At 66.8% G+C, this 17,501-nt stretch carries 16 protein-coding genes; 8 read left to right on the forward strand and 8 right to left on the reverse strand.

The features are described from left to right. Nucleotides 1-58: 58 nt before the first annotated feature. From ACCQ12_RS04320 to ACCQ12_RS04330, 3 genes are read left to right on the forward strand one after another with little or no spacing between them, the layout of a single operon-like run. A complete protein-coding gene (locus ACCQ12_RS04320; protein ID WP_372383033.1) occupies nucleotides 59-2,290 on the forward strand; it encodes a TonB-dependent hemoglobin/transferrin/lactoferrin family receptor in 2,232 nt (743 codons plus the stop codon). Nucleotides 2,291-2,295: 5 nt separating this feature from the next. Beyond that, nucleotides 2,296-2,928, forward strand: a complete 633-nt coding sequence (locus ACCQ12_RS04325) for a Hemin transport protein (protein WP_372383034.1) — start codon at nucleotides 2,296-2,298, stop codon at nucleotides 2,926-2,928. Nucleotides 2,929-2,957: 29 nt separating this feature from the next. Beyond that, entirely contained in the window at nucleotides 2,958-3,887 is a 930-nt protein-coding gene (locus tag ACCQ12_RS04330; RefSeq protein WP_372383035.1) for a DUF6607 family protein, read from the forward strand. 141 nt (nucleotides 3,888-4,028) lie between these two features. On the opposite strand, the gene ACCQ12_RS04335 is transcribed toward ACCQ12_RS04330, so the two are convergent. From ACCQ12_RS04335 to ACCQ12_RS04365, 7 genes are all read right to left on the reverse strand, one after another. Beyond that, complete coding sequence (locus ACCQ12_RS04335; RefSeq protein WP_039408585.1) at nucleotides 4,029-4,382, reverse strand: DMT family protein; 354 nt, start codon at nucleotides 4,380-4,382, stop codon at nucleotides 4,029-4,031. A 168-nt stretch (nucleotides 4,383-4,550) separates the two neighbouring features. Next, nucleotides 4,551-5,435, reverse strand: a complete 885-nt coding sequence (locus tag ACCQ12_RS04340) for an ABC transporter permease (RefSeq protein WP_166750258.1) — start codon at nucleotides 5,433-5,435, stop codon at nucleotides 4,551-4,553. Further along, nucleotides 5,432-6,265: an ABC transporter ATP-binding protein gene (locus tag ACCQ12_RS04345; protein WP_372383036.1), complete on the reverse strand. Its 834-nt coding sequence runs from the start codon at nucleotides 6,263-6,265 to the stop codon at nucleotides 5,432-5,434. Before ACCQ12_RS04345 ends, ACCQ12_RS04340 begins: the two co-directional genes overlap by 4 nt. 3 nt (nucleotides 6,266-6,268) lie before the next feature. After that, nucleotides 6,269-7,315, reverse strand: coding sequence for an ABC transporter substrate-binding protein (locus ACCQ12_RS04350; RefSeq protein ID WP_372383037.1), 1,047 nt, complete (start codon nucleotides 7,313-7,315; stop codon nucleotides 6,269-6,271). Between the two features lie 40 nt (nucleotides 7,316-7,355). Beyond that, a complete protein-coding gene (locus ACCQ12_RS04355; RefSeq protein WP_372383038.1) occupies nucleotides 7,356-8,273 on the reverse strand; it encodes a TauD/TfdA dioxygenase family protein in 918 nt (305 codons plus the stop codon). A 380-nt stretch (nucleotides 8,274-8,653) separates the two neighbouring features. Next, a complete protein-coding gene (locus tag ACCQ12_RS04360) occupies nucleotides 8,654-11,137 on the reverse strand; it encodes an ABC transporter permease (RefSeq protein ID WP_372383039.1) in 2,484 nt (827 codons plus the stop codon). Beyond that, nucleotides 11,134-11,733, reverse strand: a complete 600-nt coding sequence (locus ACCQ12_RS04365) for an ABC transporter ATP-binding protein (protein WP_039565510.1) — start codon at nucleotides 11,731-11,733, stop codon at nucleotides 11,134-11,136. Before ACCQ12_RS04365 ends, ACCQ12_RS04360 begins: the two co-directional genes overlap by 4 nt. Nucleotides 11,734-11,842: 109 nt before the next feature. Between ACCQ12_RS04365 and ACCQ12_RS04370 the strand changes: the two genes are divergently transcribed. From ACCQ12_RS04370 to ACCQ12_RS04380, 3 genes are all read left to right on the forward strand, one after another. Next, nucleotides 11,843-12,511 (forward strand): arylesterase, encoded by a 669-nt coding sequence (locus ACCQ12_RS04370; RefSeq protein ID WP_372383554.1) that lies wholly within the window; start codon nucleotides 11,843-11,845, stop codon nucleotides 12,509-12,511. 91 nt (nucleotides 12,512-12,602) lie between these two features. After that, nucleotides 12,603-13,316: a response regulator transcription factor gene (locus tag ACCQ12_RS04375; protein ID WP_002811889.1), complete on the forward strand. Its 714-nt coding sequence runs from the start codon at nucleotides 12,603-12,605 to the stop codon at nucleotides 13,314-13,316. A 141-nt stretch (nucleotides 13,317-13,457) separates the two neighbouring features. Further along, entirely contained in the window at nucleotides 13,458-14,729 is a 1,272-nt protein-coding gene (locus ACCQ12_RS04380; RefSeq protein WP_372383040.1) for a sensor histidine kinase, read from the forward strand. 183 nt (nucleotides 14,730-14,912) lie between these two features. Here the strand turns inward: ACCQ12_RS04380 and ACCQ12_RS04385 are convergent, their stop codons facing one another. After that, on the reverse strand, nucleotides 14,913-15,611 hold the full coding sequence (locus ACCQ12_RS04385; protein WP_372383041.1) for an SGNH/GDSL hydrolase family protein: 699 nt from the start codon (nucleotides 15,609-15,611) through the stop codon (nucleotides 14,913-14,915). Between the two features lie 185 nt (nucleotides 15,612-15,796). Here ACCQ12_RS04385 and ACCQ12_RS04390 point away from each other — a divergent pair, with 185 nt between their 5' ends. Both ACCQ12_RS04390 and ACCQ12_RS04395 read left to right on the forward strand, forming a co-directional pair. Next, nucleotides 15,797-16,177, forward strand: coding sequence for a diacylglycerol kinase (locus ACCQ12_RS04390; RefSeq protein WP_372383042.1), 381 nt, complete (start codon nucleotides 15,797-15,799; stop codon nucleotides 16,175-16,177). Nucleotides 16,178-16,567: 390 nt separating this feature from the next. Then, nucleotides 16,568-17,194 carry a LemA family protein gene (locus ACCQ12_RS04395; protein WP_184552790.1) on the forward strand — a complete coding sequence of 209 codons (627 nt, stop codon included), beginning with the start codon at nucleotides 16,568-16,570 and terminating at the stop codon, nucleotides 17,192-17,194. Nucleotides 17,195-17,501: the final 307 nt, after the last annotated feature.

Below are 17,501 nucleotides of genomic sequence, written 5' to 3' on the forward strand. Positions count from 1 at the left end.
TGCCGCACGCGGCGTATCGCTGCGCGCAAGGTCCGGGGTCTCCCACAAAGGTTCTTGAATGATCCGCCTGCATCCGCTGGTGGCCGCGCTGTCGCTTGCGCTGCCTGCAGTTCCGTTGTGTGCCCATGCTGTCGACGCAGATGCCGGCGGCGAGTCGGCGCGTGAGGTGCACGATTTCGACCGCCTGCAGGTCACCGCCACGCGCACCCAACGGGCGTTGGTCGACGTGCCGGGCACGGTGGACGTGATCGACCGCGAGCAGCTGGACAACCAACTGGTGCGCGAACTCAAGGACTTGTTTCGCTATACGCCCGGTGTGTCGGTCACCACCAACAGCGGCCGTTTCACCGGTGCCAGCGGCATCCGCGTTCGTGGCCTGGACGGTAACCGCGTGGCGATCCTGGTCGACAACGTGCCGGTATCGGATACCTTCGCGTTTGGCAGCTATCTCAATGCCAACCGTAACTTTGTCGATCTGGAAACGCTCAAGCGCGTGGAAGTGGTGCGCGGGCCGGCCAGCGCCTTGTACGGGTCCGATGCGCTGGGTGGTGTGGTGGCCTTCGTCACCAAGGATCCATCGGATTATCTGAGCGACGATACGTCCAGCTACGTCGGCCTGAAGTTCGGCTACGAAGGCGACTGGAACGGGCTGTTTGCCGGCGCCACCGGCGCCTTCGGCGGCGAGCGCTGGAGCGGGATGGTGGCCGTTGCGCACCGACAGGGCCAGGAGGCGCAAAACCAGGGCGAGATCCGCAGCCGCGATTTCACCCGCACTGCGGCCAACCCGCAGCAGGTCGACGGACGCAGCGTGCTGACCAAGCTGGTGTATGCGCCAAGCGCACGACAGCGTTTCAAACTCACGGTCGAAGGCAACGAAGACTACGGCAGCATCGATGCGCTCAGCAGCATCGACACGCGCTCGCCAAGCGCCTCGCTGCGCATTCTGTCGCAGGAGGGGCGCGACCATCAGACCCGTGCGCGGGTGTCGCTGCGGCACGAGATCGATGCGCTGGATTCCGCACTGGCCGACGATCTGCAGTGGCAGGTGTATCGCCAGGACAGCGAGAGCCTGCAGCGCACCAACGAGTTACGCGGCAACAACACCCGCCGCCATAACGAACACACCTTCGATCAGCGTGTTTACGGCCTGCTGGTCAACGCCCACAAAGGCATCGACACCGGCACGCTTCGCCACGAAATCACCTATGGCCTGGACGGCACCTGGACCGACACGCGTGCCAAGCGCGATGGCTATTCGGTCAACCTCGCCAATGGGGCAGTCACCAATCGGGTAGGCCAGGACGTGTTTCCGGTACGCGATTTCCCGACCAGCGAAACCACCAAGCTCGGGTTGTATGCGCAGGACGAAATCGGCCTGCTCGATGGTCGACTGTCGCTGACGCCGGGCGTGCGCGTGGACTATTTCCGGCTGTCGCCGCGGGTGGACGACATCTTCCGCGAAGACAATCCGGGCGTTGCCGCCGCGACCATCGAGCAAACCCAGGTCTCGCCCAAGTTCGGCGCGGTGTGGCGGTTCTCCGACGCATGGTCGGCTTACGCCAACTACGCGCATGGCTTCCGCGCGCCGCCGTACAACGACGTCAATATCGGCTTCACCAATCTGCAGGGGCGCTATACCGCCATCGCCAACCCCGACCTGAAAGCGGAAACCAGTCGCGGTGGTGAACTGGGGCTGCGCTTCAACGACGCGCTCGGTTATCTCGGCCTGGCGGTGTACTACACCGATTACCGCGATTTCATCGAGTCCAATGCGCCAGCCGGGGTCAACGCCGACGGTTTCATGGTGTTCCAGTCGCGCAACGTGGACGATGTGGTGATCAAGGGCGCAGAGGCACGCGGCGGCCTGGATCTCGGGGTGCTGGCCGGCTGGCAGGGCTGGTCGTTGAACAGCGCGGTTGCCTATTCGGAAGGCGACAACCTGACCGACAACACGCCGCTCAACTCGGTGGATCCGCTGCGCGGCACGCTCGGCGTGGCCTTCGACAGCGACAGCTGGGGCGCAGAGCTGATCGGCAGCTTCGTCGCGCGCAAGCGGCGCCCGCAGTTGGCCAGCTATTACACCCCGGCCGGCTACGCCACGCTGGACCTGATGGGGCACTGGGAGTTCGCACCCGGCGCCAGGCTCACCGCCGGCCTCTTCAATCTGGCCGACCGCCGCTATGTGGACTGGAATGCACTGCCCAACGGCACGCTGGCCGGCAGCACGGTGGTGGACCGCTTCACCGGCGCCGGGCGTACCGCCGCAGTCAGCCTGGCCGTGAGCTGGTAGCGGCCATGCCCATCGCCCGCACACCGCCGGTGTCGTCGCATGCACGCGCTACCGCCGCGGCGCTGCCGCGTCCGCCGCAGTTGTCGGCGTTGGGCACGGTGCTGTGCCTGTACCGCCCTGCGCTGGGCAATGAACTCGATGGCTGGCAACACGCGGTCGATGCGGCCGCCTTGCGACAGGTCGATAGCGAGGGCGTGCGCGAGAGCGTGTGGTTCTTCGATGCCGACGGCCACTGCTGCTGGCGGTTGTACCTGTTGCCGGACAGTGACTTCCTGAGTTGGGACCGGCTGGTTTCGCGCTTGCCGCCCGTACCGGACGACACCCAGGGCCTGGGCGTGGGCGAGCGCCTGTGGCGGCGGCTGGCCGGACGCATGCGCGGCGAGAGCTGGCGGTTGAGCGCGCTGCGGTTGCACCCGGCCGGCGGGCGCGCGCAACCCCTGGCGGCGAGCCTTGCGACCGTGTCGGCGTTGGGGGCGGAGGTCGCCGCACGGCTTGCGCGGGAAGAAGGCATCGACGGTCGCGTGGCCGTGGACGATTGCTGCTGCGCGCGCGCTGCCTTGTCGCGCGCGGCGCAGGCCGGCGCGCGCGGGGCCGATCCCATCGCCATGACCGCTGCGCTGCTGCGCCTGCGCCGCTGACATCCCCGTCTTCACCACCGAGAGTTCCGATGAGTCGATTCGTCCCCCCTTGTCTTGCCCTGACCCTGAGCCTGTTACCCGTGGTCGCCACTGCAGCGACAGATGCCGAGCGCGATCGCCAGAGCATCCTGGCGATGCAGGGCGAGTACGCGGTGGATTTCGCCTTCGACGAAACCGTGTTGCTCAAGCCCGGCTACGAGCGCGCCTCGGCGATGCGCAGCGGTGCAAGCGAGGTGGTCATCGTGGTCGAGGACAGCCCGCGCAAGATCGTGTTGCAGCACCTGCTGGTGGACGAGAAGACCAAGCACGTGACCAAGCACTGGCGGCAGGACTGGGTCTATCAGGCGCCACAGCGGTTCGAGTTCAGTGCGGACCAGACCTGGCAGGTACGTGCGGTGCCGGCCGCCACGACCACCGGTGCGTGGACCCAATGTGTGTTCGAAGTCAGCGATGCGCCACGCTACTGCGGTACCGGCCGCTGGGACTACGCCGATGGCCACCCGACCTGGACCAGTGACTTGAGCTGGCGCCCGTTGCCGCGCCGCGAGTACACCAAGCGCAGCGACTACAACGCGCTGTCGGTGATCAACCGGCATACCCTCACGCCCAATGGCTGGACGCACGAACAGTTCAACACCAAGGTGCTGCGCAAGCCCGACGGCAGCCAGGAAGCGATCGCACGCGAGTTCGGCTTCAACGACTACCGCAAGACCACCGAGGTCGATTTCGCTCCGGCCTATGCCTACTGGAAGGGCACGCAGGATTACTGGGCCAAGGTGCGTGCACGCTGGGCCAGATTTCTGGACACACCGCCGGGCCTGCACCTGAAGACCAGGCCCGATGGCATGGCGATGATCATGCCGATGTTCGAGCAGGCCGAAGCTGTGCAAGCGGGCAGGCGCGTCAAGGACGCGCAGATCGATGCAGTGTTCGCGCAATGGGCCGAACCGGCGAACTAGCCAGCCCAGGCCGTAGGAGCGCACCAGGGCGCGACGTGGCTTTCCCGACACGCCCATCGCGCCGCGCCCATGACGCTGCTGCGAGGTCGCGCCCTGGTGCGCTCCTACAGGCGAGGCGCGGGTTGGTCGCTCAAAGGGCCGTTATTCCTTGAACATCAGAAACGCCGCCACCAGGATCAGCCCGAATGCGGCCCAGTGGTTCCATTTCAGCGACTGGCCCAGGTAGAACGTCGAGAACCCGGCGAACACCAGCAGCGTGATCACTTCCTGCATGCCCTTGAGCTGCGGCGCCGAATACACCGCGCTGCCCAACCGGTTGCCCGGCACCTGCAGGCAATATTCGAAGAACGCAATGCCCCAGCTGACCAGGATCGCGATCATCAGCGGGGTGCTCTTGTACTTCAGATGCCCGTACCAGGCGAAGGTCATGAACACATTGCTGGCGAGCAGCAACAGGACCGGATACAGATAGGCGGTGAACGACGCGGTGGGCATGACGGCAGACGGCAGCGAAGGGGCCGGCAGCATAAGCCAGACCCGTTAAGCGCACGCGACCGTGCCGATGAGCCCGGCAAGCAGGCCAAGGCTGCTCAGGCTGGCCGCGTGCAGCGCAGTCAGGCATCGGGCCCCGGCTGCGCCTCGCCGCCGCCGGGGACAGAGCCGCTAGCGCTGCATGCCCCAGCGCCGCACGGTGAGCCGCTCGATCGCCTGGAACACCACGCCCTCCACCAGCAGGCCCAGCACGATCACCATGGCCAGGCCGGCAAACACCTTGTCGGTGTAAAGCTCGTTGCGGTTCTGGAAGATGTACCAGCCCAGCCCGCCCTGACCGGAGGTGGCGCCGAACACCAGCTCGGCGGCGATCAGGGTGCGCCAGGCGAACGCCCAGCCGATCTTCAGGCCGGACAGGATGGCCGGCAGCGCCGCCGGGATCAGCAGCTGCGCCACATAGCGTGGGCCGCGCAAGCCGTAGTTGCGGCCGGCCATGCGCAGCGTGTCGGGCACCGCCTGAAAGCCGGCGTAGGTGGTCAGCGCCAGCGGCCACAGCACCGAGTGCACCAGCACGAACACCAGGCTGCCGGTGCCCAGCCCGAACCACAGCAGGGCCAGCGGCAACAGCGCGATGGCCGGCAGCGGGTTGAACATGGCGGTGAGTGTGCCGAGCACGTCGCGGCCCCAGCGGGTGGAGGCGGCCACGGCGGTCAGCAGGAACGCCGACACCACGCCGAGCAGATAGCCCTGCGCCAGCACCTGCAGCGAAGCGCCTACCCGGCGCAGCAGTTCGCCCGACAGCAGGCCGTCGTAGAACGCGCGCGCAGTCTGCACGGCGCTGGGCAGCATCAGATCGTCGCCGACCACGCGTGCGGCGACCTCCCAGGCCGCTCCAAGGACCAGTAGCACTAGGGCCTTGCGCAGCCAGGCGGGTGCCTGCCATCGGATCGGCGCAGCGGCGGTCAACAGGGCCGGGTCCAGTGGCTGCAGCGTCAATTCGTATTCCGCGCGCACCGGTGGAATCGGCGGCAACGCCGTGGCGGGCGAGCGGCTCATGGCAGCGCCTCACGCTGCAGCGGGGCAGTGCGACGCAATGGCGCCACCTTGTCGTCGTCCAGGGTGTCGTCGGGCAGATCGAACAGCAGGCGATGAATCCGTTGCGCGGTCTGCTGAAACGCCACGCTACCGGCGCTATGCGGCCCGAAGGCATGTGCGTTGAGCTCGGCGCGCACCCGGCCCGGGTGCGGCGACAGCAGCAGGACACGGTTGCCGATCACCAACGCCTCTTCGATGGAATGAGTGACGAACAGCAGCGTGAAGCGCGATTGTTCCCAGAGCTCCAGCACCTGCTCCTGCATGCGCGAACGCGTCAGCGCATCCAGTGCCGCGAAGGGCTCGTCCATCAGCAACACGCGCGGGCGCATCGCCAGCGCGCGCGCAATGGCGACGCGCTGCTTCATGCCGCCGGACAAGGTGTGCGGGTAGGCCTCGGCAAACGCGCTCAGCCCGACCTGGGCCAGACTCTCGTCCGCCCGTTCGCGTGCTTCGGCGCGCGACAGCGTGCGCGCCGCCCGCAGGCCGAAGATCACGTTGTCGCGCACGGTCTTCCAGGGCGCCAGCTGATCGAACTCCTGGAACACCACCACCCGATCCGGCCCCGGCCCGGTCACCGCCTGTCCGTCCAGACGGATCTGCCCCTCGCGCGGGCCGACGAAGCCGGCCACCGCCTTGAGCAGGGTGGATTTGCCGCACCCCGATGGCCCCAGCAGCACAAAACGGTCGGCTTCATGCACATCGAAGCGCACCCGATGGGTGGCGCGCACCACCCGCTGGGCGGAGGCGTATTCCAGGCTGACATGATCGACCTGCAGCAAGGGCGTGCTCATCGCTCAGCTCCCGCCCGCAACCAGCGGGTCGTCGAAGAAGTAGTCGCTGACCTTGGCCGGTGCCTGCTTGATCGCCCCGCTGTGCTGCATGAACTTGCCCAGCCCCAGCGTGTTCTGCGGTGCCACGGTGAACTGCACCTTGGGGTCCTTGAGGATCTGCAGCACCAGCGCGCGGTCGATCCCCGAGCCATTGCGGCGCAGGAAGATATCCGCCGCCTGATCCGGATGCGCGGTGACGAACTTGGCTGCCTGGTCCAGTGCAGCGACGAAGGCGCGATAGGTCTTGGGATTGTCGCGGCGGAATTTTTCGGTGGCGTACAGCACCGTCGCCGACGAGGGGCCGCCCTCGATGTCGTAGGAACTGGTCACGATATGCGCGGCCGGGTTGCGCGCCAGCTCCTGCTCCTGGAACGGCGGACTGGCGAAATGCGCGGTGATTTCGGTGCGGCCACGGATGATCGCCGCCGCCGCATCCGGGTGCGGCAACGCCACCTGCAGCGGATCGAGCTGATGGGTGCCCTTGTCGCCCCAGCGCTGTTGCGAGGCATGCTGCAGAAAACGCGACTGCACCGACACGCCGGTGGCAGGCACCGCAATACGGTCCTGCGGGGTGAAATCGCCGATGCTCTTGATGCGCGGGTTATTGCTGATCAGGTAGTACGGAAAATTGCCCAGCGAGGCCACCCCACGCACATTCTGCCGGCCGCGCGTGCGGTCCCAGATGGTGAACAACGGTCCCACGCCGGCACCGGCGATATCGATCGACCCGGTGAGCAACGCATCGTTGACCGCTGCGCCACCGGAGAGCTGCAGAAACTGCACGTCGATGTCGACACCGGCGGACTTGCCCTGCTGCTCGATCAACTTCTGGTCCTGCGCCACATCCAGCAGCAGATAGACGATGCCGAACTGCTTGGCGATGCGCAGCTTGCCTTCGGCCTGCGCCTGCCCGCTATGCAGCAGCGGCAAGGCGGCCAGAAACAGCAGCGCGATGGGCCGCAAAAAGCGTCGGCGCTGCGAAGGTGCGTGAGAAGTGACAGTCAAACGCATGCGGCGCTCCGGTCGATGAGGGGAGAGGGCAGGCGCGCGCTCAGAACGGCGCATCGCCTTCGATGGTGGTGCGGTTGAGACGGCGACGCAGGTGATCGGGCGTACCGGCGGCCAGGTGCATGACCGAGCGGTTGTCCCAGAACACCATGTCATGCGGCTGCCAGCGATGCCGGTACACCAGCGCCGCGCGCGTGCTGTGCGCAAACAAGGTCTGCAACAGCGCCCGGCTTTCGTCCTCGGGCAGGCCGACGATGCGCGTGGTGAAATGCTCGCTGACGAACAACGCTTTCTGGCCGGTTTCCGGATGCGTGCGCACCACCGGGTGCTGCACGGGCGTCACTTCGGCAATCTGCTCGGGTGTCAGTGCCGGCCGCCACGGATTGCGCGCGCGCAGCTCTTCGTACTTGGCCAGATAACTATGTTCGGCGCGCAGGTCCTGCACCGTGTGCTTGAGCGCGTCGGGCAACGTTTGCCACGCCAGGTGCTGGTTGGCGAACAGGGTATCGCCGCCCTCGCTTGGCAGCTCCTGCGCGTGCAGCAGCGAGCCCAGGCTCGGGGTTTGCTTGTAGGACAGATCCGAGTGCCAGTAATGCCCGGCATCGCCCAGGCCGATCGGCTCGCCGTTTTCCTTGATGTTGGACACCACCAGCACTTCCGGGTGATCGCGCAGCTGGAAATTGCGCAGCACATGAATCTGCAACGGCCCGAAGCGACGGCTGAAATCCACCTGCTGCGCCGGTGTGATGCGCTGATCGCGGAACACCAGCACGTGGTGATCCAGATGCGCCCGATGGATGCGCGCGAACGTAGCGGCGTCCAGCGGTTGCGACAGATCCAGCCCGATCACCTCTGCGCCCAGTGGCGCATCGAACGGCACGATCCGCACGCCTGACGCAGCCGCGGTGGTGGCATCGGCACGCGGCGGTTGCACACGCGCGGCGGAACGACTGCTGGCCATGACCCTGGCACCTCGACAACGGCAAAGGCCGCCAACGGCGACCGGACTGGTCACTCTAGGCAGTCATGCCGTCGCTGCGAACGTACGATTGGCAAGGTGCTTATGCGCTGCGGGTATATGAAATACCGCCACCCGCATCGTGCTTCGCTCGCCGCAGAGACCGTCGCGCCGATTCCCGCGTTGCCATCAGACGGCGCAGCACATGCCGCCGTCAGCCGGCACGGCGTGCACGCGCGCCGAGAGCGGCCGCCGAACGTAGCGCGCAACCGTCAGACGGGCGCGGACGGCGTGCAGTAATCGCTGTGTACCGGTGGTACGTGCGAATCCCGAACACCGGCCGCGCCCGCCCGGGGCCTGCGCAGTAGTCTGGTTGGCTGCTCTTATTCGCTGCGCAAGGCCAACGCCGGTGGCGTGGACAGGATGCGACGGGTGCCTGACCAACCGGCCAGCAGACTCAGGGCGAGCCCGAATGCGCCGCCCAGCAGCAGACGCGGCCAGTCCGGTGCCAGTGCGATCTCGAAGGCCTGTTGTCCGACCAGTGCGCCGATCACCGCCGCCGCCGTCACCGCCAGCCCCGCCGCCAGCAACCCCAGTGCGCCAAATTCCACCAGCACTGCGCCGCGTAGCTGCCCGCGGCGCGCGCCCAGCGTGCGCAGCACGGCACTGTCGTAGCGGCGCTCGCCGGCGGTGGCCTGCAGCGCCGCCAGCAGCACCAGCACACCGGCGAGCAGGCTGAACCCCATCACCAGTTGAACCGCCTGTGCCACCTGGTCGATCACCTCGCGCACGCGGCCCAGGATGGCATCGATATCCAGCACCGAGATGTTGGGGTAGTCGCGGCTCAGCGACGCCAGCTTGGGGGCACTGCCGGGCGGCAGGTGGAAGGCCGAAATCAGGTTGTACGGCGCATCGCCGACTGCGCCCTCATTGAGCAGCAGGAAAAAGTTGACCCGGAACGAATCCCAATCGGCCTTGCGGATGCTGGTGACGGTAAAACTGCGTTGCTGTTCGCCCAGCAGCAAGGTGATGCGGTCACCGAGTTTGAGCTGGTAGCGCTGTGCCCAGCCTTCTTCCACCGAGGCTTCCGCTGCAGTGCTGTCGGCTGCCCAGAACTTGCCCTGCAACAGGGTATTGGCCGGCGGAAATGCGTGCCGCCAGGAAAAATTGACCGGGCGGTTGTCGCCGTCGCCATCGTCGGCCGGGTCGCGGTCGCCGCGCACCGGCGGCTTGTCGTTGATGGCGACCAGGCGTCCGGTGGAGAACGGCTCCACTGCTGCACCTTCCACCCCCAATCCGCGCAGCGTTTGCAGCACCGGCTCGGTCTGTTCGGGCTGGATGTTCATCAGGAAGTAGTTGGGCGTATCGGCCGGGAGGCGGTCGCGCCACTGGCCGAGCAGGCCGGGGCCGACCACGGCCAGCAGCAACAGCGCGCACAACGACAGCGACAGCCCGACCAACTGCACCACGCTCAGCCCGCGTCGCCGTGTCAACGAGGCCAGGCCCAGCTTCCAGGCACCACGCAGGCGGTGCTGGATCGGCCGCAGCAGCGCGAGCAGGCCAAGGCCCAGCATCATCGCCACCAGCGCCAGCGCGGCCAGTCCACCCAGCACCCAGCCAGCCAGCACCAGGTTGCCGGTGGCATACACGGTCAGCGCCAGCGTCGCGGCCAGGGCTGCGCCATACACCAGCAACGAGCTTGGCGGCACGGCGGCAAAACTGCGGTTGAGCACGCGCATCGGCGGCACGTTGCGCAGCCGCAGCAGCGGCGGCAGGCCGAAGCCCAGCAACAGGGTCAGGCCGATGCCCGCACCGGCCAGCGCAGGGGTAGCCTGCGGCAGCGGCAGGCGGTTCGGAATCAGGCTGCCGAGTGCCTGCACCAGGCCTTCCTGCGCCAGCATGCCCAGCCCGATGCCGACCAGGCAGGCCGGAATGGCGGTCAGCAGTAATTGCAGCGACAGCATCGCCAGGATGTCGCGCTGCTTCGCGCCCAGGCAGCGCAGCACTGCCACGGTGTCGATACGCCGCATCGCAAACCGGTTGGCCGCCAGTGCGGTCGCCACGCCGGACAACAGCACCGCCAACAAGGCCGACAAGGCCAAGAAGCGGCCGGCGCGATCGAACGCCGCACGCATGCCGCGTTGGGTGTCTTCGATGCCGACCAATCGGTACTCGCTGGCACGCGGCTTCAGCCAGGCGCGAAGATCGGCGATGGCCTCCGGCGCACCGGCGAACATCAACCGGTAGGAGGCGCGGCTACCCGGCCCGAGCAGGCCGGCACCATCGATATCGGCGCGATTGACCAGCAACGGCGGCGACAGCTGCATCAGCTCGCCGGAGGCATCCGGTTCGGCGCGCAGCACGCCGGTGATGGTCAAGTGGCCGGCACCGAATTCCAGCTGCTCGCCCACGCGCAGGCCCAGCGCTTCGAGCAGACGCGGGTCGGCATAAGCCTGGCCGGGCGGCGGTGCGCTGGCGACGCTGCCCTCCGTCCCGACGCCGTCCCTGGACACCAGCAGCTGCCCACGCAGCGGGTAACCGGCGCCAACGCCGCGGATATTGGCCATCTGGCTGGCATCGCCGTGGAACAGCACGCTGGGGAAGCTGACCATGCGCGTGCTCTGCAGGCCACGTCGTTGCGCTTCTTCGGCGAAGTCGGCCGGAATCTCCTGGCGGCCGGTCACGCCCAGATCGCCACCGAGCACCTCGGCCGCGCTGGAGGTCAAGGCGAGCGTCACCCGGTCGACCAGCGTGCCGACGGCGGTCATTACCGCAACGCCCAGCACCAGCGCAGCGAACACGGTGAGCAGGTCGCCGGCCAGGAATTCGCGGCGTACCGCGCGTGCGGCTTGTCGCAGCACGTTCATGCGGCCGGACCGGTCTGTGCGTGCAGGCGGCCGCTGTCGATGCGGTAGATGTGTTTGCAGCGCTGCGCCAGGGTCATGTCGTGAGTGACCAGCACCAGGGTGGTGTCGCTGGTGGCATTGAGCGCGAACAACAGGTCGCTGATCTGTGCGCCGGTGGCCTGGTCCAGGCTGCCGGTGGGTTCGTCGGCGAACAGGATGCGGGGGCGGGCCACGAATGCGCGCGCCAGCGCCACGCGTTGCTGCTCGCCGCCGGACAGCTGGCGCGGGTAATGGCGCGCACGCGCACTCAGGCCCACCGCTTCCAGCACTTCGCGCACCCGCGCCGGGTCTTCGCGCCCGGCCAGTTCCAGCGGCAGCGCGATGTTTTCTTCGGCGGTCAGCGCCGGCAACAGGTGGAAGCTCTGGAACACGAAGCCCACTTCGCGGGCGCGCAGGGCGGCGCGGGCTTCTTCGTCCAGCTGGCCCAGGTCCTGGCCCGACAGCGCGATGCTGCCGCGGCTGGGCAGGTCCAGCCCGGCCAGCAGGCCGAGCAGGGTGGTCTTGCCCGAACCGGAGGCGCCGACGATGGCGATGCTGTCGCCTTCACTGACCGTCAAGCTCACGTTGTCGAGGATGTGGAGTGTTCCCTCCGGGCCACTGACGGACTTGCCGACCTCGCGGACGTCGATGGCGGTGCGGGTGCTGGAGCGGGGGGCCAGACTGTCGATGAGGAATCTCCGAATGCGTGAAAGAACACTGCGATATGGCGCGCTGGCCCTGTGGCTGCTGGCACTGTCCCTGCTTGCGCCGGGGATTGCCTCTGCCAGAAGTCCGGCCACCACGGCACCGATCCTGGTCGTTGGCGACAGCCTGAGCGCTGCGCACAACATTCCGGTGCAGTCCGGCTGGGTGACCTTGCTGGACCAACGCCTGAAGCGTGACATGGCGACGCCACCGGCGGTCGTCAATGCCAGCATCAGCGGCGAAACCACCTCCGGTGCGCTGACCCGGCTGCCCGGTCTGCTGGAAAAACACCGTCCCGGCGTGGTGGTGATCGAACTGGGCGGCAACGACGCGCTGCGCGGCCTGACCCCGGCCCAGCTCAAGGGCAACCTGGAAAAGATGATCCAGCTCAGCGAACGGGCCGGTGCCAAGGTGCTGTTGCTGGGCATCGACGTACCGCCCAACTACGGCCCGGCCTACCGCGAGCGCCTCAAGGCCACCTATGCAGACCTGTCGAAACAGTACACCACCGCGCTGGTGCCGTTCTTCCTGGAAAAGGTGGCATTGCAGCCGGGGCTGATGCAGAACGACGGCCTGCACCCGACCGCCGCAGCCCAGCCCAAGGTGCTGGAGACGGTGTGGCCCGCGCTGCGTCCGCTGCTCCCGCGCTAGACCCTGCGCGTCACAAAACGTTATCCGGTCTTCACGTTCTTTCCACCTCCGATCCGGCATGTTTCACAAAGCTGAAGACCGAGGAAAGTCCATGCGTCAGACCAAGGAGACGTCCGGCCTCGTGCTGGTCGTCGAAGACAACCGCAATATCTCCGAAATGATCGGCGAATACCTGGAAGGCCGTGGCTTCGAGGTCGACTATGCGCAGGACGGACTCGACGGTTACCGTCTGGCCGCCGAGAACAGTTACGACGTGGTCGTGCTGGATCTCATGCTGCCACGCCTTGACGGTATCGAAGTGTGCCGCCGCCTGCGTAACGATGCACGCAAGTCCACTCCGGTGCTCATGTTGACCGCCCGCGACACGCTGGACGACAAGCTCACCGGCCTGGGCTTCGGCGCCGACGATTACCTGACCAAGCCCTTCGCGATCCAGGAACTGGAAGCACGCTTGCGTGCCCTGATCCGTCGCGAGCGCCGCCAGGTGGGCTCGGAAGTGCTCAAGGTCGCCGATCTGGTACTGGACCCGGTGAGCATGCGCGCCACCCGTGCCGGCACCGAGCTGCAGCTCTCGCCGATCGGTCTGCGCCTGCTGACCATCTTGATGCGCGAGTCGCCGCGCGTGGTGACCCGCCAGGAAATCGAGCGCGAAATCTGGGGCAATGGCTTGCCGGATTCGGACACCCTGCGCAGCCATCTGTACAACCTGCGCAAGATCATCGACAAGCCGTTCGACCGCCCGCTGCTGCACACCGTGCAGAGCGCCGGCTACCGCATCGCCGACATCGCCCAACCGATGGCCTGATGTCCCCCGACCGGCCGCCGTTCTGGCGGCCGGTCGGTGTTAGGCTCCACGCGCTAATGGTTTATCCGTGCTGCCGGCTGGCTGCACGACGGACTCACGGAAGCGTTGCCTATACTCCGGCGCTCTCCCCTGGATGCAGCAATGCCACACGGGCTCCCGCGAAAAATACGTCTTGCCTTCCTGCTACAGGTCGCGCTGGCGAGCCTGGCGATCGTGCTGGGCGGGTACCTGATTTCGCTTGTCATCAAGTACAGCCTGGTGCGCACGGTGCTCGCCGACGAGGCCGTGCATTTCTGGCAGATGCACAAGAGCGCACCGGACAATCGGCCGCCGAATACACGCAACATCCAGGGATATTTCGCACCTGCCGGCGCTGGCGACCAGGCCATCCCGCGCGCGCTGCAGACCTTGTCGCCGGGCTTCAGCGAAGTGGCCGCCGCCGACGCGCTGGTCTATGTGGACCAACATCCGGAAGGGCGCTTGTACCTGGTCTTCCCGCGTTCGCGTGCGGCGCATCTGACCCTGTGGTTCGGGGTGGTGCCGGCGATCATCGTGTTGCTGGGGATCTATGGCGTGTCCTGGTTCACCTACCGCGTCTCCAAGCGGCTGGTGTCACCGATCAGCTGGCTTGCGCTGCGGGTGTCGCATTGGGATCCGCGCAATCCGGACGTGGACGAACTTTCGCCGGAGCGCCTGCCCGCAGAGTTGCAGGGCGAAACCCGGCAGCTGGCTGCTGCATTGCATGCGCTGGGGCAGCGGGTCAGCGAGCATGTCGCACGCGAACGCAACTTCACCCGCGACGCCAGCCACGAACTGCGCACACCGCTGACGGTGATCCGCGTCGCCACCGACATGGCACTGGCCGACGACGAGCTGTCACAGCGCACCCAGCGTAGCCTGCGCCGGATCCAGCGCGCCGGCCGCGACATGGAGGCGGTGATCGATGCCTTCCTGATCCTGGCGCGCGAAGCGGAGATCGACCCGCAGAGCGAGACCTTCGATGCGGCCGAGCTGGCCAGCGAAGAAGTCGAAAGTGCGCGCGAGCTGCTCGGCGACAAGCCGGTGTCCCTGCGCATGGTGGGTGACCGCAGCCTGCAGATGTTCGCGCCGCCGCGGGTGATGCGGGTGGTACTCAGCAATCTGCTGCGCAATGCCTGCGCCTACACCGACACCGGCAGCATCGAGGTAGAGGTGACACAGGACCGCATCGTGGTGCGCGATACCGGCATCGGCATGAGCGATGAAGCACGTGCGCGGGCATTCGAGCCGTTCTTCCGCGCCGACCCCACGCGCCCGCAGGGCACCGGCCTCGGTCTGTCGATCGTGCGGCGCTTGTGCGACCGCTTTGGATGGCGGATCGAGCTGGAAAGCGAGGCCGGGCAGGGGACCTCGGTAGCCGTGGTAGTTGCCTGACACTGGCGGTCTGCCCGCAGGCAGGCCGTCAGTGTCGGCTGCCTGGCGGGATTGATCGGAACGGCTGCGCGGCGAAGGGCCTTCTGCGTCCACGTTGCAGCTTGCCGTTGCGATCGACGCATTGGCGGCGCGCCCTGGCCAACGGGCCGCGCCACTGGCCTGAGCGTGATCGGTCGGAGGTGACTACGGTTCCAGCACCGGGGCGACGGCCTTGCGCCAGATGGCGTAACCATCGGCGGTCATGTGCAGCATGTCCTCGCGAAACAGCTCCGGACGTGGCTTGCCGGCGGCATCGAGCATGGGCGTGTAGACATCCACGTAGTCCACCCGCGGCAGTGGCGCCAGCGCCGCCTTGATCAGGCGATTGGCGGTGATCACCGCCGGCAGCAATTGCGCGCGCGAGGGGCTAGGCTTGATCGACAGATAACTGATGCGCGCCTCGGGCAGGTCGCGGCGAACGCGGGTGACGAAGGCCAGCACATCGTCGCGCACCTGCTCGGGCGTACGGCCGCTGTTAAGATCGTTGTCGCCGGCATACAGCACCACCTGGCGTGGTGCGTACGGGATCACGATGCGGTCGGCATACCAGGTGCTGTCGCGTACTTCCGAGCCGCCAAAGCCGCGGTTGATGACCGGGGTGCCGGGGAAATCCTGCCCCAGCGTTTCCCAGAAGCGGATCGACGAGCTGCCGACGAACACGATGCCGTGCCTGGGCGGCGGTTGGCGCGCGTCGCTGGCGGCGAAGCGCTGCATATCCTGTTCCCATGCGGTATTGGACACCTGTGCAGGTACGGCCGGTGCCGCGTGCAGTGGCTGCGCATGCACCTGGCTGGACAGCAGCACGAGGGCGCACAGCAGCGTGCGCAAGTTGTGTCTGATCATGCGAGAAACCTGCAGCGATTGAGCGGGCTTGCCATGGTGCAGCAGTCTGCGAGCTGAGGGCAAACCGGACTGCGGCTGGCGATGCGCAGCGCCACGGTGCAAGATTCGCACTTTCCCCAGCAGCGACCATGCCATGCGTCTTCCCTGTTCTCAGACACGCCCTGCCGGGGCGCAAGCACCGACGCATGGCTGATCAACTGGGACACGTGCCGCGCGGCCCGCGCCGCATGCTCAAGGCGGCGATCTGGTCGTGTCAGGGATTGCGCGCCGCGTGGTTGCATGAATCCTCATTCCGGCTCGAAGTGTGCATGGCGGCGGTCATGGCCCCGTTGGGCCTCTGGCTGGGGCAATCACCGCTGGAACGTATCGCGCTGATCGCGCCGTTGTTGATCGTGCTGGCCGCCGAGCTGCTGAATTCGGCCATCGAAGCGGTGATCGAGCGTTACGGCCCGGAGCATCACGTGCTGGCCGGGCGTGCCAAGGACATGGGCTCGGCCGCGGTGTTCCTGCTGCTGCTCAACGTGCTGCTGTGCTGGGGCTTGATCCTGTTGCCGCGGCTGTTCTGAAGGCCTTCGGCAGCACAGGAGGAATTGTCCCGGAGCGATTGCAAGGGCCGCGCGTGCACCGTCGATACGGCGACAGGTGCGGGTATGGAGACATGGCTGGATGGCGATGCCGGCGCGTCCGGTGATCGGGTCGGATGAGTGCCCGCCCGTCCGCTGCCTTTGAGCTGCCCACATCGGTGGCAACCCGCATCGCAGGCCTGAGCCAGGGTGAGCGCCGCTTCATTGCCAGCCAGTTACCGGGCCGGGCGCTAGCCAACCGCGTACCGACCATCATTCGCGCTTGCCTGCTGCCGGCCTCTACAACGCGGGGCGCTTCAGATGCGGGCATGTGCATGCGGGCTTGACCTGGCCCATGGCATGCTCGCGCCTTCTTTCAACGGAATCGCCTGCATGCCTGTCCTGATTCGCGCCCTGGTGTTGCTGATCCTGACCGCGTCGCTGTCCGGTTGCGGCTATAACGCGATCCAGCAGAAGGAAGAAGGCGTCAAGGCCGGTTGGTCGGAGGTGCTCAATCAATATCAGCGCCGCGCCGATCTGATTCCGAATCTGGTGCGCACCGTGCAGGGCTACGCGCAGCAGGAGCGTCAGGTGCTGACGGAGGTGACCAATGCGCGTGCGCGGGTTGGTCAGATCCAGGTCAATGCCGATGACGAAGCCTCGCTGAAGCAATTCCAGCAGGCCCAGGGCGAACTCGGGAGTGCGCTGTCGCGGTTGCTGGTGGTCAGCGAAAACTATCCGCAGCTCAAGTCCGACCAGTCGTTCCGCGACCTGCAGGTGCAGCTGGAAGGCACCGAAAACCGCATCACCGTGGCGCGCGGCCGGTATATCCAGACGGTGCAGGACTACAACACCTACATCCGTTCGTTCCCGCAGGTGATCACCGCCAAGATCTTCGGCTACCAGCCCAAGCCGAATTTCAGCGTGGAGAACGAAGCGCAGATTTCGCGCGCCCCGCAGGTGGATTTCGGTAACCAGCCGGCGCCGCAGCAGCAGCCGGCGCCGCAGCCTGCACAGTAATCTGCAGCCCGCGCAGTAATCGCCCTTCTCCCTGCGGGAGAGGGGTTGGGGTGAGGGTACGGCGCGAAGCTTCTGTGTCTTCCCATTGCACGTGGCTTCGCTCGCACCCTCATCCGCCTCTCGGGGCACCTTCGAGAAGGGAACGACTGAGCTGTTTTACGGCGTCAAATCGACAAGAGTCTGCAAAACGAATCTGCAAACCGTGTCCGAGCAGGCTATGAGCCCCTCTCTCCTCGGGAGAGGGGTTGAGGTGAGGGTACGGAGCGAAGCCTCCATGGTGTCGCGCTGCACGTGGCTTTGCGCGGAC

Origin of the sequence: Xanthomonas sp. NCPPB 1068 (genome assembly GCF_041479385.2) — a bacterium.
GTDB classification, from domain to species: Bacteria; Pseudomonadota; Gammaproteobacteria; order Xanthomonadales; family Xanthomonadaceae; genus Xanthomonas; species Xanthomonas cannabis.